This is a genomic window from Rhodobacter ferrooxidans (assembly GCF_000176015.1).
Lineage (GTDB): Bacteria > Pseudomonadota > Alphaproteobacteria > Rhodobacterales > Rhodobacteraceae > Pseudorhodobacter_B > Pseudorhodobacter_B ferrooxidans.
This window is the reverse complement of record NZ_ACYY01000018.1, coordinates 1-23652: the sequence shown is the minus strand read 5'-3', so window position 1 is coordinate 23652 and position 23652 is coordinate 1. Positions and strand designations below refer to the sequence as shown.

The 23652-nt window shown below is 64.8% G+C and carries 23 protein-coding genes and 1 tRNA gene; 14 read left to right on the top strand and 10 right to left on the bottom strand.

Features of this window, described 5'->3' with window-relative positions; genetic code table 11:
• Positions 1 to 10: 10 nt before the first annotated feature.
• The 9 genes from RSW2DRAFT_RS12770 to RSW2DRAFT_RS12730 form a co-directional block, all read right to left on the bottom strand.
• Positions 11 to 325 carry a hypothetical protein gene (locus RSW2DRAFT_RS12770; protein ID WP_008031604.1) on the bottom strand — a complete coding sequence of 105 codons (315 nt, stop codon included), beginning with the start codon at positions 323 to 325 and terminating at the stop codon, positions 11 to 13.
• Positions 325 to 2127: a succinate dehydrogenase flavoprotein subunit gene (gene sdhA, locus RSW2DRAFT_RS12765; RefSeq protein ID WP_008031602.1), complete on the bottom strand. Its 1803-nt coding sequence runs from the start codon at positions 2125 to 2127 to the stop codon at positions 325 to 327. The genes RSW2DRAFT_RS12770 and sdhA overlap by 1 nt, the downstream gene beginning before the upstream one ends.
• A gap of 10 nt (positions 2128 to 2137) precedes the next feature.
• On the bottom strand, positions 2138 to 2509 hold the full coding sequence (locus RSW2DRAFT_RS12760; protein ID WP_008031600.1) for a succinate dehydrogenase, hydrophobic membrane anchor protein: 372 nt from the start codon (positions 2507 to 2509) through the stop codon (positions 2138 to 2140).
• A gap of 1 nt (position 2510) precedes the next feature.
• On the bottom strand, positions 2511 to 2906 hold the full coding sequence (sdhC, locus tag RSW2DRAFT_RS12755) for a succinate dehydrogenase, cytochrome b556 subunit (protein WP_008031599.1): 396 nt from the start codon (positions 2904 to 2906) through the stop codon (positions 2511 to 2513).
• Between the two features lie 235 nt (positions 2907 to 3141).
• Positions 3142 to 4176, bottom strand: a complete 1035-nt coding sequence (locus RSW2DRAFT_RS12750) for a MaoC family dehydratase (RefSeq protein WP_040672184.1) — start codon at positions 4174 to 4176, stop codon at positions 3142 to 3144.
• Positions 4173 to 4379, bottom strand: a complete 207-nt coding sequence (locus RSW2DRAFT_RS12745; protein WP_008031596.1) for a DUF1737 domain-containing protein — start codon at positions 4377 to 4379, stop codon at positions 4173 to 4175. Before RSW2DRAFT_RS12745 ends, RSW2DRAFT_RS12750 begins: the two co-directional genes overlap by 4 nt.
• Positions 4379 to 4924 (bottom strand): NnrU family protein, encoded by a 546-nt coding sequence (locus tag RSW2DRAFT_RS12740; protein ID WP_008031594.1) that lies wholly within the window; start codon positions 4922 to 4924, stop codon positions 4379 to 4381. Before RSW2DRAFT_RS12740 ends, RSW2DRAFT_RS12745 begins: the two co-directional genes overlap by 1 nt.
• Before the next feature lie 11 nt (positions 4925 to 4935).
• A complete protein-coding gene (locus tag RSW2DRAFT_RS12735; RefSeq protein WP_008031592.1) occupies positions 4936 to 5793 on the bottom strand; it encodes an HpcH/HpaI aldolase/citrate lyase family protein in 858 nt (285 codons plus the stop codon).
• Between the two features lie 185 nt (positions 5794 to 5978).
• Positions 5979 to 6716 carry a sulfite exporter TauE/SafE family protein gene (locus RSW2DRAFT_RS12730; protein WP_040672191.1) on the bottom strand — a complete coding sequence of 246 codons (738 nt, stop codon included), beginning with the start codon at positions 6714 to 6716 and terminating at the stop codon, positions 5979 to 5981.
• A gap of 212 nt (positions 6717 to 6928) precedes the next feature.
• On the opposite strand from RSW2DRAFT_RS12730, the gene mdh reads away from it, so the two are divergent.
• From mdh to lpdA, 11 genes are all read left to right on the top strand, one after another.
• Positions 6929 to 7891 (top strand): malate dehydrogenase, encoded by a 963-nt coding sequence (gene mdh / locus RSW2DRAFT_RS12725; RefSeq protein WP_008031589.1) that lies wholly within the window; start codon positions 6929 to 6931, stop codon positions 7889 to 7891.
• A 91-nt stretch (positions 7892 to 7982) separates the two neighbouring features.
• Positions 7983 to 9188 (top strand): hypothetical protein, encoded by a 1206-nt coding sequence (locus RSW2DRAFT_RS12720; RefSeq protein ID WP_008031587.1) that lies wholly within the window; start codon positions 7983 to 7985, stop codon positions 9186 to 9188.
• A 193-nt stretch (positions 9189 to 9381) separates the two neighbouring features.
• Entirely contained in the window at positions 9382 to 10575 is a 1194-nt protein-coding gene (gene sucC, locus RSW2DRAFT_RS12715) for an ADP-forming succinate--CoA ligase subunit beta (protein ID WP_008031585.1), read from the top strand.
• Complete coding sequence (locus RSW2DRAFT_RS12710; protein ID WP_008031584.1) at positions 10572 to 11048, top strand: hypothetical protein; 477 nt, start codon at positions 10572 to 10574, stop codon at positions 11046 to 11048. The genes sucC and RSW2DRAFT_RS12710 overlap by 4 nt, the downstream gene beginning before the upstream one ends.
• Before the next feature lie 56 nt (positions 11049 to 11104).
• Entirely contained in the window at positions 11105 to 11989 is an 885-nt protein-coding gene (gene sucD / locus RSW2DRAFT_RS12705) for a succinate--CoA ligase subunit alpha (protein ID WP_008031582.1), read from the top strand.
• Between the two features lie 51 nt (positions 11990 to 12040).
• Positions 12041 to 12418, top strand: coding sequence for a hypothetical protein (locus RSW2DRAFT_RS12700; RefSeq protein ID WP_008031581.1), 378 nt, complete (start codon positions 12041 to 12043; stop codon positions 12416 to 12418).
• A 39-nt stretch (positions 12419 to 12457) separates the two neighbouring features.
• The gene (locus RSW2DRAFT_RS12695; protein ID WP_008031579.1) at positions 12458 to 15427 is read left to right on the top strand and encodes a 2-oxoglutarate dehydrogenase E1 component; all 2970 of its coding nucleotides are present in this window, start codon (positions 12458 to 12460) and stop codon (positions 15425 to 15427) included.
• A 1-nt stretch (position 15428) separates the two neighbouring features.
• Positions 15429 to 16922 (top strand): 2-oxoglutarate dehydrogenase complex dihydrolipoyllysine-residue succinyltransferase, encoded by a 1494-nt coding sequence (gene odhB / locus RSW2DRAFT_RS12690; protein ID WP_008031578.1) that lies wholly within the window; start codon positions 15429 to 15431, stop codon positions 16920 to 16922.
• A 1-nt stretch (position 16923) separates the two neighbouring features.
• Positions 16924 to 17229: a hypothetical protein gene (locus RSW2DRAFT_RS17985; protein ID WP_156790712.1), complete on the top strand. Its 306-nt coding sequence runs from the start codon at positions 16924 to 16926 to the stop codon at positions 17227 to 17229.
• A gap of 182 nt (positions 17230 to 17411) precedes the next feature.
• Positions 17412 to 17807, top strand: a complete 396-nt coding sequence (locus tag RSW2DRAFT_RS12685; RefSeq protein ID WP_008031577.1) for an MAPEG family protein — start codon at positions 17412 to 17414, stop codon at positions 17805 to 17807.
• Positions 17808 to 17883: 76 nt separating this feature from the next.
• On the top strand, positions 17884 to 19272 hold the full coding sequence (gene lpdA, locus RSW2DRAFT_RS12680) for a dihydrolipoyl dehydrogenase (RefSeq protein WP_008031575.1): 1389 nt from the start codon (positions 17884 to 17886) through the stop codon (positions 19270 to 19272).
• Positions 19273 to 19337: 65 nt separating this feature from the next.
• On the opposite strand, the gene RSW2DRAFT_RS12675 is transcribed toward lpdA, so the two are convergent.
• The gene (locus RSW2DRAFT_RS12675; protein WP_008031573.1) at positions 19338 to 21290 is read right to left on the bottom strand and encodes a protein meaA; all 1953 of its coding nucleotides are present in this window, start codon (positions 21288 to 21290) and stop codon (positions 19338 to 19340) included.
• A gap of 195 nt (positions 21291 to 21485) precedes the next feature.
• Between RSW2DRAFT_RS12675 and RSW2DRAFT_RS12670 the strand changes: the two genes are divergently transcribed.
• The 3 genes from RSW2DRAFT_RS12670 to RSW2DRAFT_RS12660 all read left to right on the top strand — a co-directional run bounded on the left by RSW2DRAFT_RS12670 (position 21486) and on the right by RSW2DRAFT_RS12660 (position 23433).
• Entirely contained in the window at positions 21486 to 21812 is a 327-nt protein-coding gene (locus RSW2DRAFT_RS12670; protein ID WP_008031572.1) for a hypothetical protein, read from the top strand.
• Between the two features lie 61 nt (positions 21813 to 21873).
• Positions 21874 to 23268 (top strand): 1-acyl-sn-glycerol-3-phosphate acyltransferase, encoded by a 1395-nt coding sequence (locus tag RSW2DRAFT_RS12665; RefSeq protein WP_008031570.1) that lies wholly within the window; start codon positions 21874 to 21876, stop codon positions 23266 to 23268.
• Positions 23269 to 23343: 75 nt separating this feature from the next.
• Positions 23344 to 23433: transfer RNA gene (locus tag RSW2DRAFT_RS12660), tRNA-Ser, on the top strand.
• Positions 23434 to 23652: the final 219 nt, after the last annotated feature.

The following is a 23652-nucleotide window of genomic DNA, read 5'->3' as shown; positions in this document are numbered from 1 at the left end:
GGCGGCACCTTCATGGCAGCCGGGGCGGCAGGCCCGCCCCGGCGAAGCAGCGGGCGGTTTCCGGCCGGGCGGCGATGGCGAGCACGGTCTGCACCGTCGAGGTGCCGGCCTGCACCGCGATGTCGCGGGCCAGCGCCTGCACTTCGGCGGCACTGGCGTTGTCCACCACGCAGCGGGTCGCCACCTCGGCTTGCGGGCCGGGCAGGTATTTGCCGACCACCGGCAGCACCACGGTCTCTGCCGCCCGCCGACCGACCTTGTCGGCCATGTCGGTGGGCGAGCAGGCGACCAGCAGCGCCAGCAGCAGGGGCAGGGTTCCCCGCATCAATAGACCCGCGCTTTCGGCGCGATCTTCGCAAGATCGATGCCGCCATCCTCGAACTTGGTCAGCGGCTCCAGATGCACCGGCCGGGTGGACAGCGTCACCTTGGCGCCATCGACCACGGCCAGGCTGTGCACCCGCCACTTCGCGTCGTCGCGGTTGGGGTGATCTTCCTGCGCATGGGCGCCGCGGCTTTCCTTGCGGGCCTCGGCGGCGACGATGGTGGCCAGGGCGTTCGGCATCAGATTGGCCAGCTCCAGCGTCTCCATCAGGTCGGAGTTCCAGATCAGGCTGCGGTCGGTAACCTTGAGGTCGGCCATCTTGCCCGCCACAGCGGTCATCTTGGCAACACCTTCGGCCAGGGTCTTGTCGGTGCGGAACACCGCCGCATCGGCCTGCATGGTGCGCTGCATCTCCAGCCGCAAATGGGCGGTGGGGATGGCGCCATTGGCATGGCGGGCGGCGTCGAACCGGGTCAGGGCCGCATCCACCGAGGGTTTGTGCGTCACCGGCACATCGGCGCCCGCATCCACCACCTTGCTCGCCCGGATCGAGGCGGCGCGGCCAAACACCACCAGGTCGATCAGGCTGTTCGAGCCAAGCCGGTTGGCGCCGTGGACGCTGGCACAGGCCGCCTCGCCCACCGCCATCAGGCCGGGGAACACCGCGTCGGGGTTGGCGGGCGTCGGGTTCAGCACCTCGCCCCAGTAGTTGGTGGGAATACCGCCCATGTTGTAATGCACGGTCGGCAGCACCGGGATCGGTTCCTTGGTCAGATCGACGCCGGCAAAGATCTTGGCGCTTTCGGTGATGCCCGGCAGCCGCAGGTCCAGCGTCTCGCGCGGCAGGTGGCTGAGGTTCAGGTGGATATGGTCCTTGTTCGGGCCAACGCCACGGCCTTCGCGGATCTCGATGGTCATGCAGCGCGACACCACATCGCGCGAGGCCAGATCCTTGTAGGTCGGCGCATAGCGCTCCATGAACCGCTCGCCGTTCGAGTTGGTGAGGTAGCCGCCTTCGCCGCGCGCGCCCTCGGTGATCAGGCAGCCCGAGCCGTAGATGCCGGTCGGGTGGAACTGCACGAACTCCATGTCCTGCAGCGGCAGACCGGCGCGGGCCACCATGCCGCCACCGTCGCCGGTGCAGGTATGGGCCGAGGTGGCGCTGAAATAGGCGCGACCGTAACCGCCGGTGGCCAGCACCGTCATCTTGGCGTTGAAGACATGCAGCGTGCCATCGTCCAGCTTCCAGGCCACCACGCCGGTGCAACGGCCATCGGTGATCATCAGGTCCAGCGCGAAGTATTCGATGAAGAATTCGGCGTTGTTCTTCAGGCTTTGGCCATAAAGCGTGTGCAGCATGGCATGGCCGGTGCGGTCGGCGGCGGCACAGGTGCGCTGCACCGGCGGGCCTTCGCCATATTCGGTGGTGTGGCCGCCAAACGGGCGCTGGTAGATCTTGCCGTCTTCGGTGCGGCTGAAGGGCACGCCGTAGTGTTCCAGCTCGTAAACCGCCTTGGGGGCCTCGCGCGCCAGATATTCCATGGCGTCGGTGTCGCCCAGCCAGTCGCTGCCCTTGACGGTGTCATACATGTGCCACTGCCAGCTATCCGGTCCCATGTTCGACAGGCTGGCGGCGATGCCACCCTGGGCGGCAACCGTGTGGCTGCGGGTCGGGAAAACCTTGGTCACGCAAGCGGTGCGCAGGCCCTGTTCGGCCATGCCCAGCGTGGCGCGCAGCCCGGCACCACCGGCACCCACCACCACCACGTCATAGTCATGCGTCTCGTATTCATAAGCGGCCATTGTCAAATCCTCAGTGCGCCATGCGGATCAGCGCGTAAAGCACCGCCGCCGTGATCAGATAGGCCAGCGCGTTGACGAAGATCGTCAGCAGGCGCCGCGCCGTGCCGCGGGTATAGTCGGCCAGCACCGACCCCACGCCGTGCATCATGTGGCGCATCGCCAGAAACACCATCAGCCCGGTCACGATGGCCGGGATCGGCCGCCCGAACGTGGCCACCACCACCTCGTGGGGCTGGCCCAGGGTGCGGCCGAAGATGAACAGGAAGGTCGGCATCAGGAAGGCCAGACCGATCGAGGTCAGCGCCATGTCCTTGTGCTCGTGGGTACCGGAATGGGCAGACCCCTTGCCGTTGGCGGTTTTGCGGTCGGTGATAAAGCGCATCTCAGATCCCCCAGATCGCCAGAATGGTCAGCACGGTCAGCACCGGCGTGCCGATCACCATGCCCCAGCTCAGCTTGTCGACGGTTTCAAGGTCCAGCCCCTTGCCGGTATCCCAGTAAAGGTGCCGCAGCCCGCCAAGGTAGTGATACCAGATCGCCGCCAGCGAGCCGATGAAGATCAGGTAGCCGAACCACGACGTGACGATGCCGTTGACGAAGGCAAAGTATTCCGGGCTGATCGCGGCGGCCAAGAGCCACCAGACGAACAGGATGAAGCCCGACATCAGCCCGACCCCGGTGATGCGGATCAGCACCGATGTCGCCATGCTGGCCTTCATGCGGTAGACTTGCAGATGGGGGGAAAGGGGGCGGACAATTTCCCGCTTTGCTTCGGCCATGATCGGTTCCCTTTGCTCAAGGCGACCCGCGCCGCAGCGCAGGATGGATTTGCTGCAACTGAATAGCGGATTCTGCGGGGAAGTCACGCGCCGAACCGCCCCGCAGGCATGGTGTTGCCGCTATCAGCGGTGTTTTTTCGCTTTGTGATCACGGATTTCCGGCCTGTGATCACGGTTTTCCGGGGTTTGCCCGCGAAATCCCGGCCGAATTTGCCGCAGCGCAGCGAGTCGCAGGTCAGATCGGCATCAGCGCCCAGTAATCCAGATCCAGCAGCACCTCGGGGGCGTATTTGCCATCCGCGCCTTTCAGCGCAAAGGGTGCCGCCCCCTGTTTGGTTGCCACCAACCGCAGCCGGATCGCCCCCACGCCGGGGGCGGCAGTCGGTGCCTTGTCCAGCACTTCCGACCAGGCCCGCACGGTATCACCGGCAAAACAGGGGTTGGCATGCGCGCCGCCGTTCAGCGCCACGATGATCTGCGCATTGGCCAGGCCGTTGAACGACAGCGCCCGCGCCATGCTGATGACATGGCCGCCATAGATCAGCCGCTTGCCATCGGCGCGGTTGGTGGCATCGAAATGCACCTTGGCGGTGTTCTGCCACAGGCGGGTGGCCAGCATATGCTCGGCCTCCTCGATGGTCACCCCGTCGACATGGTCGATCTGCTCGCCCACGGCATAGTCGCCCCAGCGATGCGGCTCGCCCGCAAGGGTGAAATCATAGCGCGTGAAATCAAGGCCTTGCGGCACCACCAGCCGGTCGGGGCTGACCACCTTCGCCAGATCGGGCACCACGGCCTCGGGTGCGGGCGCGTCCAGCCGGTTCTTCTTGACCATCACCCAGCGCACGTAGTCCAGCACCACCGCGTCGCGCTGGTTCAGCCCCTGGGTGCGCACATAGACCACGCCCGACTGGCCGTTGGAGTTCTGCTTTAGCCCGATCACGGTGCTTTGCGACCGCAGGGTATCGCCGGGGTAAACCGGCAACAACCAGCGCCCCTCGGCATAACCCAGATTGGCCACCGCGTTCAGGCTGATGTCGGGGACGGTCTTGCCGAACACGGTATGAAAGGCGGCCAGATCGTCCAGCGGGCTGGCAGGCAGGCCGCAGGATTGCGCGAAAGCGTCCGAGGAATACAGCGCATGCCGCGCCGGATAGAGTGCATGATACAGCGCCCGTTCCCCACCCGAGACGGTGCGCGGCACCGCATGGGCGATGGTCTCGCCCAGCCGGTAATCCTCGAAAAACCGTCCCGGATTGGTCTTCATCACAAGTCTCCCAGCTTCATTTCGGGCGAATAGGTGCCGCCCGGCACATGTTTCACCACCGCCTGCCCGCAGCGCATCACGCCACGGGCCGCATCAAAGGCGTAGCTTGGGCTGCCGTGCAGCGACCAGCCAAGGTTCAGCGCCGCCGTGACCTTGTGGCAGAAGGCGGCGGTGTCGTCCTCGGAAAGGAACCGGTAAAGCTGCATCACGCCCCCCAGGGCTGCACGCCCAGCCAATAGTGGATCAGCATGACCACCAGCATCGCGCCCACCGAGGCCCCCAGTGCCGGCAGGTTGCGGCCCGGCTTGGTGGGCTTCGGCGTCCAGCTTGGTTGGGCGCGGTTGATAAGCCGCATCGTCAGCAGCGCCCAGGCCAGCAGCCCGCCGAACAGGATAAAGCTGGCCAGATCGCCGTTGACCAGCAGGTGCGCCACCGCCCACAGCGAAAAACCGGTCAGTTGCGGATGCCGCATCCCGCCGATCACCGGCGCGCGCATGCCGTCAGCGGTGTACAGGAAAAACGCCCCCAGCATCAGCAGGTTGTTGATGCCGACCAGCGCGCCGTTGCGGCCCCACCAGACCGGGCCGCTGGCCGGGTCGTAGCCGATATACATCAGCCCGATCGAGACCAGCAGCAGCACCGCCACCACGCCCTTGCCCGCCTCGCCCATCGACGCCCGCAAGCCCGGTACCAGCCGCTTGAACAGATGCGCCAGCGCCCAAAGCGCCACCCCCAGTATCAGATAAAGCATGTAAAGACCCCTTAGCTGTTGCCCATCGCGGCAATGGCCCCGGCCTTGGCCAGAGTTTGCCTTGCAGTCACGATATGCAGGTTCTCGACAATCTTTCCATCCACAACTGCGACACCAAGCCCCGCGGCCTGCGCTTCGTCGAAGGCGGCAATCTGGCGGCGGGCCAGATCGACCTCGGCTTCCGATGGCGCGAAGGCGGCGTTGGCGACCGCCAGTTGGTCGGGGTGGATCAGGGTCTTGCCGTCAAAGCCCATGTCGCGGCCCTGATCACATTCGACGCGCAGCCCCTCGGCATCCTTGAAGGCGTTATAGACCCCGTCGATGATGATGCGGCTATGCGCCCGGGCGGCCAGCAGGCACAGGCCCAGCCCGGCTTGCAGCGCCAGCCGGTCGGGGCGGAAGCGGCTGCCAAGTTCCTTGGCCAGATCATTGGTGCCCATCACCATGCCTTGCAGCCGCGGGTGGGCGGCGATCTCGGCGGCGTTCAGCATGCCAAGCGCGGTTTCCAGCATCGCCCACAGCGGCAGGCCGGGGATCACGTCGGCCACCGCCTGCAGATCGGCGGCGGTCGAGACCTTGGGGATCAGAATGGCATCAACCTTGGCACCCACAAAGGCCGCCGCATCGTCGCGGCCCCAAGGGGTGTCGAAGCCGTTGATCCGCACGATCCGGGCACGCGCGCCATAGTCTGCCTCGCTCAGAGTCTGCGCCAGCAGCGCCCGGGCGGCGGGCTTTTCCTCCGGCGTCACCGCGTCTTCCAGATCGAAGATGATGGCATCGGTCGGCAGGGTCTGCGCCTTTTCCAGCGCCCGGGCCTTCGATCCGGGAATGTAAAGCACCGAGCGATACGGGCGGGCGTGGGTCTGCATGATTCTCTCCCCGGCAACAATCTTTCGTGGTGGACCATATTTTTGGCAGTTTCGGCAAGTCCTGTTTTGCCGCAGCGCAGCAATACCCGCGCCGAGGTGCTGCCGGGAAGACTGGCGCGCCCCTGCGTCAGTCCGAGCGCAAAAGTTTTCGAAAACTTTTGCAAAATCCTTCGAAGGATTTTGGTTCAGGCCAACCCCTGCCAGATCAGCCGCAGCGACACCGCCAGCAAGGCCCAGGTGACCAGCTGGAAGAACCGCTTCTCGGGCAGGATGCGCACCAGCCACACGCCGGCAAACACCGCCAGCACCGCAGGCAGGGCCAGCACGGCGGCCACCTTCAGATTGCTGACCGACAACTGCCCCAGCGCATAATAGGGGATCAGCTTGACGGCGTTGACATAGGCGAAGGCGATGGTCGAGGTGCCGGCGAACACCGCCTTCTCCAGCCGCAGCGGCAGCACATAGACCTGATAGGGCGGGGCGCCCGCATGGCTGACAAAGCTGGTGAAGCCGGTCACCATGCCCCAGAACAGCCCCGGCACCACCCGGGCCTCGCGCGGCGCGGGCACGGTGCGGCGCAACAGCAGGGTCAGTGCGAACACCGCCCCGATCACCCCGATCAGCACCGTCACCAGCGCCTCGGGCACCACCGAGGCGGTGGCCCAGCCAAAGCCCACCCCCAGTGTCATTCCCGGCGCCAGGATCGCCAGCACCCGGACGTTGAAGGCATGGCGATAGGCCCAAAGCCCGAAGGCGTCCGACACCACATAGATCGGCAGCAGCAACCCCGCCGCCACCACGGGCGAAATCACCAGCGACAGCACCGGCACGCCCAGAATACCGACCACCGGCAAGCCGCCCTTGCTCATGCCCACCAGCACCGAGGCCAGCACCGCCAGTGTCCAGAACCCAAGCCCCTCCACCACAGCCCCTTTGCCCGGCCAGAGAATCAGCCGCCCCGCATCCGCCCCTTGCCGCGAAAACCTGCGCCACGGGCCAGCCATTGCCCGCCGCTTTAGCGCAAACATGCCGCCCGCAACAGCCCAAGACCCATGCCGCAGCGCAGCGCCCTTGCGCGACGGGGCGCAACCGACTAGGCATCCCGCGTCACATAACCTTGCCCGGAGACGAAATCATGGCACGACCCAAGATTGCACTGATCGGCGCGGGGCAGATCGGCGGCACGCTCGCCCATCTGGCCGCCATCAAGGAACTGGGCGATGTCGTCCTGTTCGACATCGCCGAAGGCACGCCGCAAGGCAAGGCGCTGGACATTGCGCAGTCCGGCCCCTCGGCCGGGTTCGACGCCACGATGAAAGGCGCCAATGATTACGCCGATATCGCCGGGGCCGATGTCTGCATCGTCACCGCCGGGGTGCCGCGCAAGCCGGGGATGAGCCGCGATGACCTTCTGGGCATCAACCTCAAGGTGATGAAATCGGTGGGTGCCGGCATTGCCGCCCATGCGCCGAATGCCTTCGTGATCTGCATCACCAACCCGCTGGATGCCATGGTCTGGGCGCTGCGCGAGTTCTCCGGCCTGCCGCATGAAAAGGTGGTCGGCATGGCGGGGGTGCTGGATTCTGCCCGCTTCCGCCACTTCCTGTCGGTCGAATTCAACGTGTCGATGCGCGATGTCACCGCCTTCGTGCTGGGCGGCCATGGCGATACCATGGTGCCGCTGTCGCGCTATTCCACCGTCGCCGGTGTGCCGCTGCCCGATCTGGTGGCGATGGGCTGGACCACGCAGGACAAGCTGGACGCCATCATCCAGCGCACCCGCGATGGCGGGGCCGAGATCGTCGGCCTGCTGAAGACCGGCTCGGCTTTCTATGCGCCCGCCACCTCGGCGATCGAAATGGCCGAAGCCTATCTGAAAGACCAGAAGCGCGTGCTGCCTTGCGCCGCTTGGGTCAACGGCCCGCTGGGGCTGGACGGGCTTTATGTCGGCGTGCCGACGGTGATCGGCGCTGCCGGGATCGAGCGGATTCTGGATATCAAGATGAACCAGGCCGAACAGGCGATGTTCGACAAGTCGGTGGATGCGGTGAAGGGTCTGGTCGAGGCTTGCAAGGCCATCGACCCGACGCTGGCTTAAGCCCGCCTGCGCACACACCGTTTCGGTTACCCCACTTGAATGCGCGCCTTCGGGCGCGCATTTTGCATGTCAGTCCAACGGAGTGACCGTCATGCGTGCCCTTGCCCTTGCTGCATCCCTTGCCCTTGTTGCCCCCAGCCTTGCCGCCGCCGATACCGCCCTGTCCGCCGAGGTTGGCGCCAAGGGTCTGGCCCCCACCATCGCCCGGCTGGAAACCCTGGCCAGCCCGACCGATGTCGACCGCTTTGCGCTGGGCGGCCTGCGGTTCTTGCGGGTGGTCGAGGGCACCTTGCAGACCCGCTGGAAAGTCGGTCTGACCAACTCGATGCAGATGCTGCCGTTCCTGCGCTTGCCGATCCCGGAAAACCCGACGCCTGCCGCCTTTGACCCCGCGGTGGTGGCGCAGGTGTTCCGCGATGCCGCCACCGGGCTGGACGCCGCCCGCGCGCCGCTTGCGGAAATTCCCGCCGGTTCGGATTTCGGGCTGGAGATTTCGCTGGCCGACATCTGGTTCGACATCAATGCCGATGGCGCGCGCGACAGCAATGAAAGCCTGATGAACGTCGCCGGACCGATGATCATGGGCTGGCAATGGTCGGAACGCGACCCCGCCACGCCCGCGCCGGTGATCCGCTTCGATGCCGCCGATGCCGCCTGGCTGTCGGCCTATACCCATCTTCTGGGCGGCGTCAGCGAGGTGGTGCTGGCCTATGACCCCACTGCCGCGATCACCAAGGCCACCACCGCCTCGGCGGCCCTGTATGATCTGAACGACGTCCATATGGCGCCCGACGATTTCAACCGCCAGTTCGGCGAGTTTGCCGACATCATCGCGATGGTGCTGGGCGCGCTGAACCAGACCCCCGATGCCGCCCGCGCCACCTCGGCGCACGGGCATTTTCTGGCGATGATCGGTGACAACCGCGATTTCTGGACCCGGGTGGCGCTGGAAACCGACAACGACCGCGAATGGCTGCCCAATGACAAGCAGCAATCGGCGCTGGGCGTCACGGTGCCGCCGGGCACGGCGCAGGTCTGGCAAGGCGTGCTGGCGGATGCCGAGGGCCTGCTGACCGGCAAGGTGCTGGCGCCCTACTGGCGGCTGGACGACAGCGCCGGGGTCAATGTCGGGGCGATGTTCACCAAACCCGCCGCCATCGACCTGATCGGCTGGATTCAGGGCGCCGACGCGCTGCCCTATCTGGAAAAGGGCAAGCTGGTCAGTGGGGCGAACTGGAATGCCTTTGCCCAACTGGTTTCCGGCGAGGCGATGCTGTTCACCCTGTATCTGAACTGAATCTGAACTGAATCCGGCCCCCGCGAATCGCTGTTTGCGTTAACGAAAGGTATCTTGTGATCACAGTTTTTCAGACTGTGATCACAAACCTCAGATTTCCCGGTGAAAACCCGTCAAACCCGAAAAAGCCGTTTTGCAACTGCTGGTTTCTGTGGCATCACGCGCTCAAATTCGCAACAGACGGGACGGTTCCATGAACATCCACGAATATCAGGCCAAGGCGCTGCTGCGCGGCTTTGGCGCTCCGGTATCTGACGGCCGCGTGGTCTTGCGCGCCGAAGACGCCAAGACCGCCGCGGGCGAGATGGACGGGCCGCTTTGGGTGGTCAAGGCGCAGATCCACGCCGGTGGCCGTGGCAAGGGCAGCTTTCTGGAACCGGAAGCCGGTGAAAAGGGCGGGGTGCGGCTGGCGCGCTCGGTGTCCGAGGCCGCCGAGTTCGCGCGGCAGATGCTGGGCCGCACGCTGGTGACCGAACAGACCGGCCCCGCGGGCAAGGTGGTCAACCGCATCTATATCGAAGACGGCAGCGACATCGCCCGCGAACTTTACCTTGCCCTGCTGATCGACCGCTCGACCAGCCGCATCTCTTTCGTGGCCTCGACCGAAGGCGGCATGAGCATCGAAGATGTGGCGCATGCCACCCCGGAAAAGATCCTGACCTTCTCGGTCGATCCGGCCTCGGGGCTTTCGGATTTCCATGGCCGCCGCATCGCGTTCTCGCTGGGGCTGACCGGCAACAGCGTCAAGCAATGCGTGGCGCTGGTGAAGACGCTGTATAAAGCCTTCGTCGAGAAGGACATGGACATGCTGGAGATCAACCCGCTGATCGTGACCCCGGCGGGCGATCTGAAATGCCTTGACAGCAAGATGAGCTTTGACGGCAACGCGCTGTATCGTCACCCCGATGTGGCAGCATTGCGCGACGAGACCGAGGAAGACCCCAAGGAACTCGCCGCCTCGAAGTTCGACCTGAACTACATCGCGCTGGATGGCGAGATCGGCTGCATGGTCAATGGCGCCGGTCTGGCGATGGCCACCATGGACATCATCAAGCTTTACGGCGCCGAACCCGCCAACTTCCTGGACGTCGGTGGCGGTGCCACCAAGGAAAAGGTGACCGAGGCCTTCAAGATCATCACCAGCGATCCGAAGGTGAAGGGCATCCTGGTCAACATCTTCGGCGGCATCATGCGCTGCGACGTGATCGCGGAAGGCGTGCTGGCGGCGGTGAAAGAGGTCGGGCTGAAAGTGCCGCTGGTGGTGCGTCTGGAAGGCACCAATGTGGAGCTTGGCAAGGAGATCATCCGCAACTCCGGTCTGGACGTGATCGCGGGCGACAACCTTTCCGACGCCGCGCAGAAGATCGTCAAGGCGGTGAAGGGATGATCCGCCACACGCTTCTGGCGCTGTTGCTGGCGACGCCTGCCTTGGCGCAGGACGCCTCGCCGCAGGGCCAGTTGGTCGAAGGCTATCTGGCGTGTTTGCTGGGGGCGGGCGATGTGCCGGCCACCATGCAGGCGCTGGCCGCTCAGGGCTGGGTTGAAGGCGATGGCGAAGACGGGCTGATCTTCATGTCGCCCGGTGTTGGCGACACGGTGTTTGCCTACATGGCCGATGACGGCGGCTTCTGCCACGTCGAAAGCACCAGCATCGACAGCGCCACCGCTTCGGAACTTCTGGCGGCAACGCTGGAAGGCGCGGGCATCACCGGCATCGAGTATAACAAGTCCGAAGACGGCTGCACCGAACTGGGGTTTGGCGAGGGTGCCACTGCCACCATCACCTCGGGCGGCAACGACCCGCAATGCGGCTCTGACAGCAACAGCGGCGTGCGTTTCGTGCCCGCGGCACTGGGATAATCCGGGGTCGGGATCGCCCGGCCCCTTGAGTGAATGAAAAGATAGGAACGCCACCGATGGCCGTACTCGTCAACAAGACTACCCGCGTGATCTGCCAGGGCTTTACCGGCAGCCAGGGCACTTTCCATTCCGAACAGGCCATTGCCTATGGCACCAAGATGGTCGGCGGCGTCACCCCGGGCAAGGGCGGCAGCACGCATCTTGACCTGCCGGTCTTCAACTCGGTCCACGAGGCGCGGGCCGTCACCGGCGCCAACGCCAGCGTGATCTACGTGCCGCCGCCGTTTGCCGCGGATTCGATTTTGGAAGCGATCGACGCCGAGATGGAGCTGATCGTCTGCATCACCGAAGGCATTCCGGTGCTGGACATGATGAAGGTGAAGCGGGCGCTGCAGGGCACCAAAAGCCGTCTGATCGGGCCGAACTGCCCGGGCGTCATCACGCCCGACGAATGTAAGATCGGCATCATGCCGGGGCATATCCACCGCCGCGGCTCGGTCGGTGTGGTGTCGCGTTCCGGCACCCTGACCTACGAGGCCGTGAAGCAGACCTCGGACCTCGGCCTTGGTCAATCGACCGCCGTCGGCATCGGCGGCGACCCGATCAAGGGCAGCGAACACATTGATATCCTTGAGTTGTTCCTGGCCGACCCCGAAACCCATTCGATCATCATGATCGGGGAAATCGGCGGCGCGGCGGAAGAGGATGCGGCGCAATTCCTGGCCGATGAAAAGAAACGCGGCCGCTGGAAACCCACCGCCGGGTTCATCGCCGGGCGCACAGCCCCTGCGGGCCGCCGCATGGGCCATGCCGGGGCCATCGTCTCGGGTGGCAAGGGTGACGCGGAAAGCAAGATCGAGGCGATGAAACGCGCCGGTATCGTGGTGGCCGACAGCCCCGCCCATCTGGGCGAGGCGGTGATGCAGGCCATCGGCAAGTAACCAATCGGTGGGGGGGCACCCCCCCGCTGGCGTCACGAACTGGGAGGATTCATGACCGCCGCCGCACCTGTTGCCATCCTGGGCCTGCTGGCCCTGGCGGGCTGTGTTCAACCCGTGGCTTCGGATATTCCCGACGACTGCGGCTGCATGCGTTCAGCCACCGATGCGGAATCCATTGCCGACACCGGCTTTGTCGAAGCGGCGATCTACAGTTACGACGGCTTTGGCGGCACCGAACTTCCCGGCGGCAAGATCCTGAAACGCCTGCGTATCGACCGCGCGCAGGTGACGCCAGACCAGATCAGGGCCTCTCCCGCCGCGCAATGCGGCAGCGAAGACCGCAAGCTTGTCTCGTCGCGCTTGGTTCCACCGGGGCCGGACGAGAGCGAAATTCCCGGCTCGATGATCATCGAGACGATCTGCAAGTAATGCCAACAAGCACCCCGCCCCAACCCTCTGAGGCAGAACATGACCGAACAACCCACCACCGCCCAATTCAACGCCTCCGCCTTCATGGATGGTGCGAACGCTGATTACATTGACCAGTTGCAGGCGCGCTATGCGACCGATCCGCACAGTGTCGATGCCGGATGGGCCGAGTTTTTCAAGGCGCTGGGCGACAGCGAACTGGACGCCAAACGCGCCGCTGCAGGCCCAAGCTGGGCGCGGGCCGACTGGCCGCCGCAGCCGCGCGATGACCTGACCGGCGCGCTGACCGGCGAATGGCCGGTGACGGCGCCCGCCAAGGACGCCAAGGCCGCCGGTGCCAAGATCGCCGCCAAGGCCGCCGAGCAGGGGGTGGAACTGACCGACGCGCAGATCCAACGCGCCGTGCTGGACAGTATCCGCGCCATCATGATCATCCGCGCCTACCGTATCCGCGGCCACCTTGCCGCCGATCTGGACCCGCTGGGGCTGACCGACCGTTCCGGCCACCCCGAGCTTGACCCCAAATCCTACGGCTTTGCCGATGCCGACATGGACCGGCCGATCTTCATCGACAACGTGCTGGGCCTGCTGCACGCCTCGATGCGGCAGATCATCGACATCGTGAAGCGCACCTATTGCGGCACCTTCGCGCTGCAATACATGCACATTTCCGACCCCGAGCAGGCGGCCTGGCTGAAGGAACGCATCGAGGGTTACGGCAAGGAAATTCACTTCACCCGCGAAGGCCGTCGCGCCATCCTGAACAAGATGGTCGAGGCCGAGGGTTACGAAAAATTCTTGCATGTCAAATACATGGGCACCAAGCGCTTCGGGCTGGACGGTGCCGAAAGCCTGATCCCGGCGATGGAGCAGATCATCAAGCGCGGCGGCAACCTTGGGGTGAAGGAGATCGCCATCGGCATGCCGCACCGTGGCCGCCTGTCGGTGCTGGCCAATGTGATGATGAAACCCTACCGCGCCATCTTCAACGAGTTTCAGGGCGGCAGTTTCAAGCCCGAAGACGTCGATGGCTCGGGCGACGTGAAATACCATCTGGGCGCGTCGTCGGACCGCACCTTTGACGGCAACACCGTGCACCTTTCGCTGACCGCCAACCCCTCGCACCTCGAGGCGGTGAACCCGGTGGTGCTGGGCAAGGTGCGCGCCAAGCAGGACCAGATCAGCGACAGCGACCGGCATCAGGTGCTTCCCGTTCTGCTGCACGGCGATGCGGCCTTTGCCGGGCAGGGCGTGGTGGCGGAATGTTTCGGCCTGTCGGGGCTGAAGGGCCACCGCACCGGCGGCACCATCCATATCGTGGTCAACAACCAGATCGGCTTTACCACCGCGCCCAGCTTCAGCCGCTCCAGCCCCTATCCCACCGATATCGCGCTGATGGTGGAAGCTCCGATCTTCCACGTCAACGGCGACGACCCCGAGGCGGTGGTGCATGCCGCCCGTGTCGCCACCGAATACCGCCAGCGGTTCCACAAGGACGTGGTGCTGGACATCTTCTGCTATCGCCGCTTCGGCCATAACGAAGGCGACGAGCCGATGTTCACCAACCCGGCGATGTACACCAGGATCAAGAAGCACAAGACCACCTTGCAGCTTTACACCGAACGTCTGGTGGCCGACGGGCTGATCCCCGAAGGCGAGATCGAGGATATGAAGGCGGCGTTCCAGGCCAAGCTGAACGAGGAGTTCGAGGCCGGCAAGGAGTACAAGCCCAACCGCGCCGACTGGCTGGATGGCCGCTGGAGCGCGCTTTCGCCCAAGGATTTGCAGAACTATCAGGCCGGTCGCACCAGCCTGAAGCCCGAAACCATGGCCGAGATCGGCGCCGCCCTGACCCGGGCGCCCGACGATTTCGACCTGCACAAGACCGTGGGCCGCCTGCTGGAAGCCAAGGCCAAAATGTTCGAAACTGGCAAGGGATTCGACTGGGCGACCGCCGAAGCCCTGGCTTTTGGTTCGCTTGTGACAGAAGGCTACCCGGTGCGGCTTGCCGGGCAAGACTGCACCCGCGGCACGTTCAGCCAGCGCCACTCGGCCTTCGTCGATCAGACCACCGAAGAACGCTACTACCCCTTGAACCACATCCGCGCCGGGCAGGCGCGCTATGAGGTGATCGACAGCATGCTGTCGGAATACGCGGTGCTGGGCTTTGAATACGGCTACAGCCTGTCGGAACCCAACGCCCTGGTGATGTGGGAAGCGCAGTTTGGCGATTTCGCCAATGGCGCGCAGATCATGTTCGACCAGTTCATCAACTCGGGCGAAAGCAAATGGCTGCGGATGTCGGGGCTGGTGGTGCTGCTGCCGCATGGCTTTGAAGGCCAGGGGCCGGAGCATTCCTCGGGCCGCGTCGAACGCTTCCTGCAGATGTCGGCGCATGACAACTGGATCGTGGCGAACTGTTCCACCCCGGCCAACTACTTCCACATCCTGCGCCGCCAGATTCACCGCGACTTCCGCAAGCCGCTGATCCTGATGACGCCGAAATCGCTGCTGCGCCACCCGATGTGCATCTCGGATGCCGAGGATTTCACCACCGGTTCCGCCTTCCACCGCGTGCTTTGGGACGATGCGCAAAAGGGCCGGTCCGAGGTGACGCTGAAACCCGACGACCAGATCAAGCGCGTCGTCATCTGTTCGGGCAAGGTCTACTACGACCTGCTGGCCGAACGCGACGCCCGTGGCCTCGACGACGTCTATCTGATGCGGCTGGAACAGCTTTACCCGGTGCCGACGCAATCGCTGATCAAGGAGCTGTCGCGCTTCAAGCAGGCCGAGGTGGTCTGGTGCCAGGAAGAGCCGAAAAACCAGGGTGGCTGGTCGTTCATCGAGCCGAACCTGGAATGGGTGCTGGCGCAGGTCGGTGGCAAGACCGCCCGCGCGGCCTATGCCGGTCGCGCGGCTTCGGCCTCGCCCGCCACCGGGCTTGCCTCGCGCCACAAGGCCGAACAGACGGCGCTGGTCAACGACGCGCTGACGGTTGGGGGCTGACATGGCAACCGACGTCAGGGTGCCCACGCTTGGCGAAAGCGTCACCGAAGCCACCGTCGCCACCTGGTTCAAGAAACCGGGTGACGCGGTGGCGGTCGATGACATGCTGTGCGAGCTGGAAACCGACAAAGTCACCGTCGAGGTGCATGCGCCCGTCGCAGGCAAGCTGATCGAGATTGTGGCGCCCGAAGGGACCACCGTTGGCGTGGCCGCCCTGCTGGCGCAGATTTCCGCGGCAGGTGCCGCAAGTGAACCGCAAAAGAAAAGCGCAAAGGCCGCGGCCAGCGTGAAAGAGGACAAGATGATTGATGTGATGGTTCCCGCCCTGGGCGAAAGCGTCTCGGAAGCAACGGTCGCGACCTGGTTCAAGAAGCCGGGCGATGCGGTGGCACAGGATGAAATGCTGTGCGAGTTGGAAACCGACAAGGTCTCGGTCGAGGTTCCCGCCCCCGCCGCCGGTGTGCTGGCCGAGATTCTGGTGGCCGAAGGCGCCACGGTTGCCGCTGGTGCCCGGCTTGCGGTGATCTCGGCCGATGGGGCAGGGGTGGTTGCCGCCCCCGTTGCGACCGCCGTCGCGCCTGCCAAGGCCAAAGATGTGGAAGATTCCCCCGCCGCCAAGAAGGCGATGGCCGAAGCCGGGATCGCCCGGGATGCCATTGCCGCCTCGGGCCGCGATGGCCGGGTGATGAAGGAAGACGTCGCCAAGGCCGTGGCCTCGGGTGTGGCCGCCGCCGCCGTGGCCGCCCCCGCCACGCCGATCACCGTGCCGCGCGCCCCGGTGCTGGCCGATGACGTGGCCCGCGAAGAGCGGGTCAAGATGACCCGCCTGCGCCAGACCATCGCCCGCCGCCTGAAAGACGCGCAGAACACCGCCGCCATGCTGACCACCTACAACGAGGTGGATATGTCGGGCGTCATGGCTTTGCGCAATGAATACAAGGATGTGTTCGAAAAGAAACACGGCGTCAAGCTGGGCTTCATGTCGTTCTTCGTCAAGGCCTGCTGCCACGCGCTGAAAGAAGTGCCCGAGGTCAATGCCGAGATCGACGGCACCGATCTGGTGTATAAAAACTACGTCCACATGGGCGTGGCGGTCGGCACCCCCTCGGGTCTGGTGGTGCCGGTGCTGCGCGACGCCGACGGCATGGGCTTCTCGGCCATCGAGAAGAAGATCGCCGAACTTGGGGTGCGCGCCCGCGACGGCAAGCTGTCGATCGCCGAGATGCAGGGCGGTTCGTTCACCATCTCCAACGGCGGCGTCTATGGCTCGCTGATGTCCTCCCCCATCCTGAACCCGCCGCAATCGGGCATCCTTGGCATGCACAAGATCCAGGACCGCCCGGTGGTGGTGGCGGGGCAAATCGTGATCCGCCCGATGATGTATCTGGCGCTGAGCTACGATCACCGCGTGGTTGACGGCAAGGGCGCGGTGACCTTCCTGGTGCGGGTGAAAGAGGCGCTGGAGGATCCGCGGCGGTTGTTGATGGATTTGTGAGATGTTTCAATTCAAGATATGCAACAATAGTTCACTACTGGTCACGGTTTCCCTGTTTGGCCGTGTCCGCATGGTTGACAAGCAATTCGGTAAGTATGTGAAGCTGTCAAAACCAGTCAGCAGATACTTCAATGAGGGCGTAGAGATACTTCAGTCTCATGGTTTTGCAAAAGAACCGGGCTGTCCGATGCTTAGTTCTTGGTGTGCCGAAGTGGGTGAAACCATGCTTCGAGGTGGACCAATCGAACAGAAAGTTTTCTATGAAAAACCTCCAGCACATTGGGTCAATTCAATACTGGAATCTTAGGCGAGTTAGTAGGGTGCGCAACAGCGCACCATCCCCGGTGTGCTGTTGCGCACCCTAAGCTACCCCCAACCCCCGGACTCCAAATGCCCCATCCCACCCCCACCGCCGCGACAATCGCCTCCCCTCCCCCTCGTGGGGAGGGGATGGGGGGTGGGGGGCACCTGCGCAAACGAGGCTGCCCCATGACCCCCGAACTCACCGCCCTCGCCCTCGCAGGCCTTCTCCAGACCCTCCAGTTCGGCATCTTCGCCCTGCTGGCCAACATGGAACTTGGTGCGCGCTACACCATGGGCCCGCGCGACACCCCGCCGGAACACCCGCTCTCCACCCTGACCGGTCGGATGCAACGGGCGATGAACAACCATTTCGAAGGCCTGATCCTGTTCACCCTGGCCGTCACCGTCGTCACCCTGTCCAACCAGTCCACCGCGGTCACCCAAACCGCCGCCTGGACCTACCTCGCCGCCCGCTTGGCCTACATCCCCGCTTACGCCCTCGGCCTCGCCCCCTGGCGCTCGCTGATCTGGAGCGTCGGCTTCTTCGCCACCGTCACCCTGCTGGTGGCCGCCCTGATCTGAATTCACCTCTGGAAAAATATCCTCGGGGGTCCGGGGGTGGAAAACCCCCGGCTCCGGTCAACAAGGAACCCGACCCATGGCAAGTTTTGACGTCATCATCATCGGCGCCGGCCCCGGCGGCTATGTCTGCGCCATCCGCGCCGCCCAACTCGGGCTGAAAGTCGCCGTGGTCGAAGGCCGCGACACCCTGGGCGGCACCTGCCTGAACGTCGGCTGCATCCCCTCCAAGGCCCTGCTGCACGCCACCCATTCCTTGCACGAAACCCATGAAAACTTTGCCAAAATGGGCCTGATCGGCGCCTCGCCCAAGGTCGATTGGGCCAGGATGCAGGCCTACAAGGACGATGTGGTTTCCGGCAACACCAAGGGCATCGAGTTCCTGTTCAAGAAGAACAAGGTGACCTGGCTGAAGGGCTGGGCCTCCATCCCCGCCGCCGGTCAGGTCAAGGTCGGTGACGAGGTGCACGAGGCCAAATCCATCGTCATCGCCACCGGCTCCGAGGCCGCAAGCTTGCCCGGCGTCACGGTGGACGAGAAAACCGTCGTCACCTCCACCGGCGCGCTGGCGCTGGGCAAGGTGCCGAAATCGCTGCTGGTGATTGGCGCGGGCGTGATCGGGCTGGAAATGGGCTCGGTCTATGCCCGGCTGGGTGCCGAGGTGACGGTGGTCGAATACCTCGACGCCATCACCCCCGGCATGGATGCCGAGGTCGCCAAAGCCTTCCAGCGCATCCTGGCGAAACAGGGGCTGAAATTCATCCTCGGCGCCGCGGTGCAGGGCGTTTCGGTGACGAAGGGCAAGGCCAAGACCACCTGGAAACTGCGCAAGGACGAAACCGAAGCCATCCTTGAAACCGACGTGGTTCTGGTGGCAACAGGCCGCAAGCCGCATCTTGCCGGTCTGGGGCTGGATGCGCTGGGGGTAGAGATGCTGCCGCGCGGACAGGTGAAGACCGACGCGCACTTTGCCACCAATATCAAGGGCCTCTACGCCATCGGTGATGCGATCACCGGCCCGATGCTGGCCCACAAGGCCGAGGACGAGGGCATGGCGCTGGCCGAAATTCTGGCGGGCAAGGCCGGTCACGTCAACTACGCCGTGATCCCCGGCGTGGTCTATACCACCCCCGAGGTCGCCACCGTCGGCCAGACCGAAGAGCAGTTGAAGGCCGAGGGCCGCGCCTACAAGGTCGGCAAGTTCTCCTTCATGGGTAACGCCCGCGCCAAGGCGGTGTTTCAGGCCGAGGGTTTCGTGAAACTGCTGGCCGACAAGGCCACCGACCGGATTTTGGGCTGCCACATCATCGGCCCAGGCGCTGGCGACCTGATCCACGAGGTCTGCGTGGCGATGGAATTCGGCGCCTCGGCGCAGGATCTGGCGCTGACCTGCCATGCGCATCCGACCTATTCCGAAGCGGTGCGCGAGGCGGCCCTGGCCTGTGGCGATGGCGCGATCCACGCCTGAGGTTCGAAAATCACAATAAATTACCCGGGCGGAACCGCTTCCGCCGGGGTAATTGTTCGAAAATGTCAGGCGGCGTCCACCAGCCCGACGATATCCAGCATGATCCGGTTCAGCTCGAAGTCTTTCGGCGTATAGACCGCTGCCACGCCCATCGCCCGAAGCGCCGCCGCGTCGTCTTCCGGGATGATGCCACCGACTACCAGCGGCACCGCCGAAATCCCGGCTTTGCGCATCAGATCAAGCACTTCGGTGATCAACGGCATGTGGCTGCCCGACAAGATCGACAGGCCGACCACATGCGCCTCCTGCGCCACGGCGGCATCGACGATCTCGGCCGGGGTCAGGCGGATGCCTTCGTAATGGATGTCCATGCCGCAATCGCGGGCGCGGGCGGCGATCTGCTCGGCGCCGTTGGAATGGCCATCAAGCCCCGGTTTTCCCACGACAAACTTCAACGGCCGCCCCAGTTTCGCGGCCAGAACCGCCACCGCCTCGCGGATCGGCTCCAGCCCTTCGGTGCGGTTGGAGGGGCTGCGGGAAACCCCGGTCGGCGCGCGGTATTCGCCAAAAGCGCTGCGCACCATCGCCCCCCATTCGCCGGTTGTCGCCCCGGCCTTGGCGGCGGCAATCGAGGCGGGCATGATGTTGGCGCCGCTCTGCGCGTCGCGGCGAAGTGCGGCGAGGGCTGCCTCGACCGCCGCGGCGTCGCGACTCTGGCGCCAGGCTTGCAGCCGGGCGATCTGGTCGGCCTCGGCCAGTGGATCGGCCTCCATGATCGACCCGTCGCCCGCGGTCAGCGGCGAGGGCGCGGCCTCGGTCCAGCGGTTTACCCCGACCACCACCGTCTGCCCGGCCTCGATCTTGCCGATGCGTTCGGCATTGGCCTCGACCAGCCGCCCCTTCATGTAGTCGATGGCGGCAACCGCCCCGCCCATGGCGTCGATCTGCGCCAGTTCGGCCCGGGCACCTTCCTTCAGCGCCGCCACCTTGCGGTCCACCGCCGGGTTGCCGTCGAACAGGTCGTCGTATTCCAAGAGGTCGGATTCATAGGCCAGAATCTGCTGCATCCGCAGCGACCATTGCTGATCCCAGGGCCGCGGCAGGCCCAGGGCCTCGTTCCAGGCAGGCAGTTGCACGGCGCGGGCGCGGGCCTTCTTGGAAAGCGTCACCGCCAGCATCTCGATCAGGATGCGATAGACGTTGTTTTCGGGCTGCTGCTCGGTCAGGCCCAGCGAGTTGACCTGCACGCCGTAACGGAAGCGGCGATACTTCGCCTCGGTGATGCCATAACGCTCCAGACAGATCTCGTCCCATAGATCGACAAAGGCGCGCATCTTGCACATCTCGGTCACGAAGCGGATGCCGGCATTTACAAAAAACGATATTCTGCCGACCATATTGGGGAATTCTGCCGCAGAAACTTTCCCTTTCAGATCATCCAGCACCGCGCAGGCGGTGGCCAGCGCAAAGGCCAGTTCCTGCTCCGGCGTCGCCCCGGCCTCTTGCAGGTGATAGGAACACACGTTCATCGGGTTCCATTTCGGCAGGTGCTTCTGCGTATAGGCCGCGATGTCGGTGATCATCCGCAGGCTGGCCTTGGGCGGCGCGATATAGGTGCCGCGCGACAGATATTCCTTGATGATGTCGTTCTGCACGGTGCCCTGCAGGGCGGCCACATCGGCCCCCTGTTCCTCGGCCACCGCGATATACAGCGCCAGCAGCCACGGCGCCGTGGCGTTGATGGTCATCGAGGTGTTCATCTTCTCGACCGGGATGCCCTGAAACAGCGCCCGCATGTCGCCCAGATGGCTGACCGGCACACCGACCTTGCCGACCTCGCCGCGCGACAGCTTGTGGTCGCTGTCATAGCCGGTCTGGGTCGGCAGATCGAAGGCCACCGAAAGCCCGGTCTGCCCCTTGGCCAGGTTGCCACGGTAAAGTTCGTTCGACGCCTTGGCGGTGGAATGGCCGGCATAGGTGCGAAACAACCAGGGGCTGTCCTTGGGCGGGGTGGGCATCGGCGGCTCCAGTCTGCGTGGTAATATTCTTGCGGCATGTGCGTTGTAATCGACATTTTGTGTCATTGTCAATTCGCTGCGGCGCGGCATTTCGCGGCGAAGCACGGGGATTTGTTGCATTTTTTCCGGGGCAGACAGACACTTGACCAGATTCGAATCAATCGAATTGCCCCCATTGCAAGAAAGGATACGTCCGTGATTCTGTTCAGAAACGCCCTCATGGCAGGCGTTGTTGCGGCCTCGCTGGCCACCCCGGCGCTGGCGCTGGACCGCCGCGTGACCATTGTGAACAATACCGGTTTTACCATGACCAATTTTTACGGGTCGAACAAAGGCACCAACTCCTGGGAAGAGGACATCCTGGGCCAGGACGTGCTGCCCTCGGGGTCGCAGGTCACCATCAACTTCCATGACGGCTCGGGCTACTGCAAGTTCGACTTCAAGGCGGTGTTCGAGGATGGCGACGTGCTGGTGCGCGAGAACGTGAACGTGTGCGAGATCGGCACCTTCACCTACAACTGATCCGCCCCGACGGGCTGCCGGAGGGGATGACCCCAGTGCCTATCCCCTTCGGCCCATCGCAATGACCACCACCGTCACGCTGCCGCTGTGGCTGGTGGTGCTGGCACTGATCCTTGCCGCGATTGCCACGCTGGACCGGGTGCTGATGCCCTCGGCCCGCTGGTTCCTGCGCCGACGGATGATGCGGCTGGTGGCGCGGCTGAACAAGCGGCTCGACCGGCCGATCGAGCCGTTCAAGCTGATGGCGCGGCAAGACATGATCGTGCGGCTGGTGCATGACCCGCGGGTGATGGAGGCGGTGGTCGAGCACGCCCGCGAAACCGGTGCCCCCGAAAGTGTCGCTTTCCAGTTGGCTCGCACCTACGCGCGCGAGATCGTGCCGGGGTTTTCGGCGCTGGTCTATTTCGGCTTCGCCACAAGGGCGGCGCGGCGGATCAGCCGGGCATTCTATCGGGTGCGGATCGGCAAGGTCGATGCGGCACTGGCCGATATCGACCGCAGCGCCACGGTGATCTTCGTGATGAACCACCGCAGCAACATGGATTATGTGCTGGTGACCTGGCTGGTGGCCGACCGTGGTGCCTTGTCCTATGCGGTGGGCGAATGGGCGCGGATCTGGCCGTTGTCGCGGCTGATCCGGGCGATGGGGGCCTATTTCATCCGCCGCAAATCCTCCAATCCGCTGTATCGGCGGGTGCTGGCGCGCTATGTGCAGATGGCCACGGCCGAGGGGGCGACGCAGGCGGTGTTTCCCGAAGGCGGGCTGTCGCTGGATGGCCGGGTGGGGGCGGCGCGGCTGGGGTTGCTGGGCTATATCGTCAACGGCTTTGATCCGGCGGGGCGCGATGTGGTGTTCGTGCCGGTGGCGATCGCCTATGACCGGGTGCTGGAGGACCGCTTGCTGGTCGAGGCCGGGCAAAGCGGCGTGCGGCAGTTCCGCGGCAGCGCTTCCAGCATCGCGGGTTTCATTGGCCGCATGGGCTGGCGGCTGGTCCGCGGCCGGTTTCCCGGCTTCGGCACCGCCGCCGTGGCGTTTGGCGCGCCGATCTCGCTGCGCGGCTATCTGGCAGGGGCAGGGGCCTCGACCGAGGGTCTGGGGGCGCTGCTGATGGCCGAGGTGGCGCAATCGGTGCCGATCCTGCCGGTGCCGTTGGTGGCCGCCGCCCTGGCCGCAGGCCCGGTGCCCCGCGCCGACCTTCCCGGGCGGCTGACAGCGTTGATCGCCCGGCTGCAAGCCCTGGGGGCGGTGCTGAAACTGCCACCCACAGGTCTTGCCGCCACCCTGGCCGAGGGTCTGCGTCCGCTGGAGGCCCGCGGCATCGTTGTCGAGGCCGAGGCCGGCCTGCAACCCGCGCCGTCCAAAGCGGCCCTTTTCGCCTTCTACGCCGCCCCGGTGCTGCAACGGCTTGAGATTGGCGTCGAAACCCAGCCGATGCCGACTGCAGAGGTGGACTGAGGCGCGGCGGTTCGGCTCAATATGTCCAGCTTTCCCTCTTGCCCCCTTGGCCTTGCCCGGCTAAATGAGGCGCACGGAGGCGTGGCTGAGAGGCCGAAAGCACTCGGTTGCTAACTGAGCGTGGGGGGAACTCCACCGTGGGTTCGAATCCCACCGCCTCCGCCACTTGCCCTCGCGAAAGCGTTCTCCCACTCCGGCGGCGGCCGGGTTTTTCCGCTATTTTCGGGGGTTATGCGGGTGGGGCTGAGCACTGGCCCCGGCGCCAAGAGGCCCGGAAGGGTTCTCTCAGGGCCGATATTCTCCGGACCTGATGACTGCGCCAGTTTGGTACGGGACCTTAAGTGGCTGATATTTAGAGATGATTTAGATCATGGAATCGGTACT

Coding starts and splice junctions, on each gene's coding strand:
- RSW2DRAFT_RS12770 (WP_008031604.1), bottom strand. CDS start 325: ATGCGGGGAACCCTGCCCCTGCTGCTGGCGCTGCTGGTCGCCTGCTCG.
- sdhA (WP_008031602.1), bottom strand. CDS start 2,127: ATGGCCGCTTATGAATACGAGACGCATGACTATGACGTGGTGGTGGTG.
- RSW2DRAFT_RS12760 (WP_008031600.1), bottom strand. CDS start 2,509: ATGCGCTTTATCACCGACCGCAAAACCGCCAACGGCAAGGGGTCTGCC.
- sdhC (WP_008031599.1), bottom strand. CDS start 2,906: ATGGCCGAAGCAAAGCGGGAAATTGTCCGCCCCCTTTCCCCCCATCTG.
- RSW2DRAFT_RS12745 (WP_008031596.1), bottom strand. CDS start 4,379: ATGCAGCTTTACCGGTTCCTTTCCGAGGACGACACCGCCGCCTTCTGC.
- RSW2DRAFT_RS12740 (WP_008031594.1), bottom strand. CDS start 4,924: ATGCTTTATCTGATACTGGGGGTGGCGCTTTGGGCGCTGGCGCATCTG.
- RSW2DRAFT_RS12735 (WP_008031592.1), bottom strand. CDS start 5,793: ATGCAGACCCACGCCCGCCCGTATCGCTCGGTGCTTTACATTCCCGGA.
- mdh (WP_008031589.1), top strand. CDS start 6,929: ATGGCACGACCCAAGATTGCACTGATCGGCGCGGGGCAGATCGGCGGC.
- RSW2DRAFT_RS12720 (WP_008031587.1), top strand. CDS start 7,983: ATGCGTGCCCTTGCCCTTGCTGCATCCCTTGCCCTTGTTGCCCCCAGC.
- sucC (WP_008031585.1), top strand. CDS start 9,382: ATGAACATCCACGAATATCAGGCCAAGGCGCTGCTGCGCGGCTTTGGC.
- RSW2DRAFT_RS12710 (WP_008031584.1), top strand. CDS start 10,572: ATGATCCGCCACACGCTTCTGGCGCTGTTGCTGGCGACGCCTGCCTTG.
- sucD (WP_008031582.1), top strand. CDS start 11,105: ATGGCCGTACTCGTCAACAAGACTACCCGCGTGATCTGCCAGGGCTTT.
- RSW2DRAFT_RS12700 (WP_008031581.1), top strand. CDS start 12,041: ATGACCGCCGCCGCACCTGTTGCCATCCTGGGCCTGCTGGCCCTGGCG.
- RSW2DRAFT_RS12695 (WP_008031579.1), top strand. CDS start 12,458: ATGACCGAACAACCCACCACCGCCCAATTCAACGCCTCCGCCTTCATG.
- odhB (WP_008031578.1), top strand. CDS start 15,429: ATGGCAACCGACGTCAGGGTGCCCACGCTTGGCGAAAGCGTCACCGAA.
- RSW2DRAFT_RS17985 (WP_156790712.1), top strand. CDS start 16,924: ATGTTTCAATTCAAGATATGCAACAATAGTTCACTACTGGTCACGGTT.
- RSW2DRAFT_RS12685 (WP_008031577.1), top strand. CDS start 17,412: ATGACCCCCGAACTCACCGCCCTCGCCCTCGCAGGCCTTCTCCAGACC.
- lpdA (WP_008031575.1), top strand. CDS start 17,884: ATGGCAAGTTTTGACGTCATCATCATCGGCGCCGGCCCCGGCGGCTAT.
- RSW2DRAFT_RS12675 (WP_008031573.1), bottom strand. CDS start 21,290: ATGCCCACCCCGCCCAAGGACAGCCCCTGGTTGTTTCGCACCTATGCC.
- RSW2DRAFT_RS12665 (WP_008031570.1), top strand. CDS start 21,874: ATGACCACCACCGTCACGCTGCCGCTGTGGCTGGTGGTGCTGGCACTG.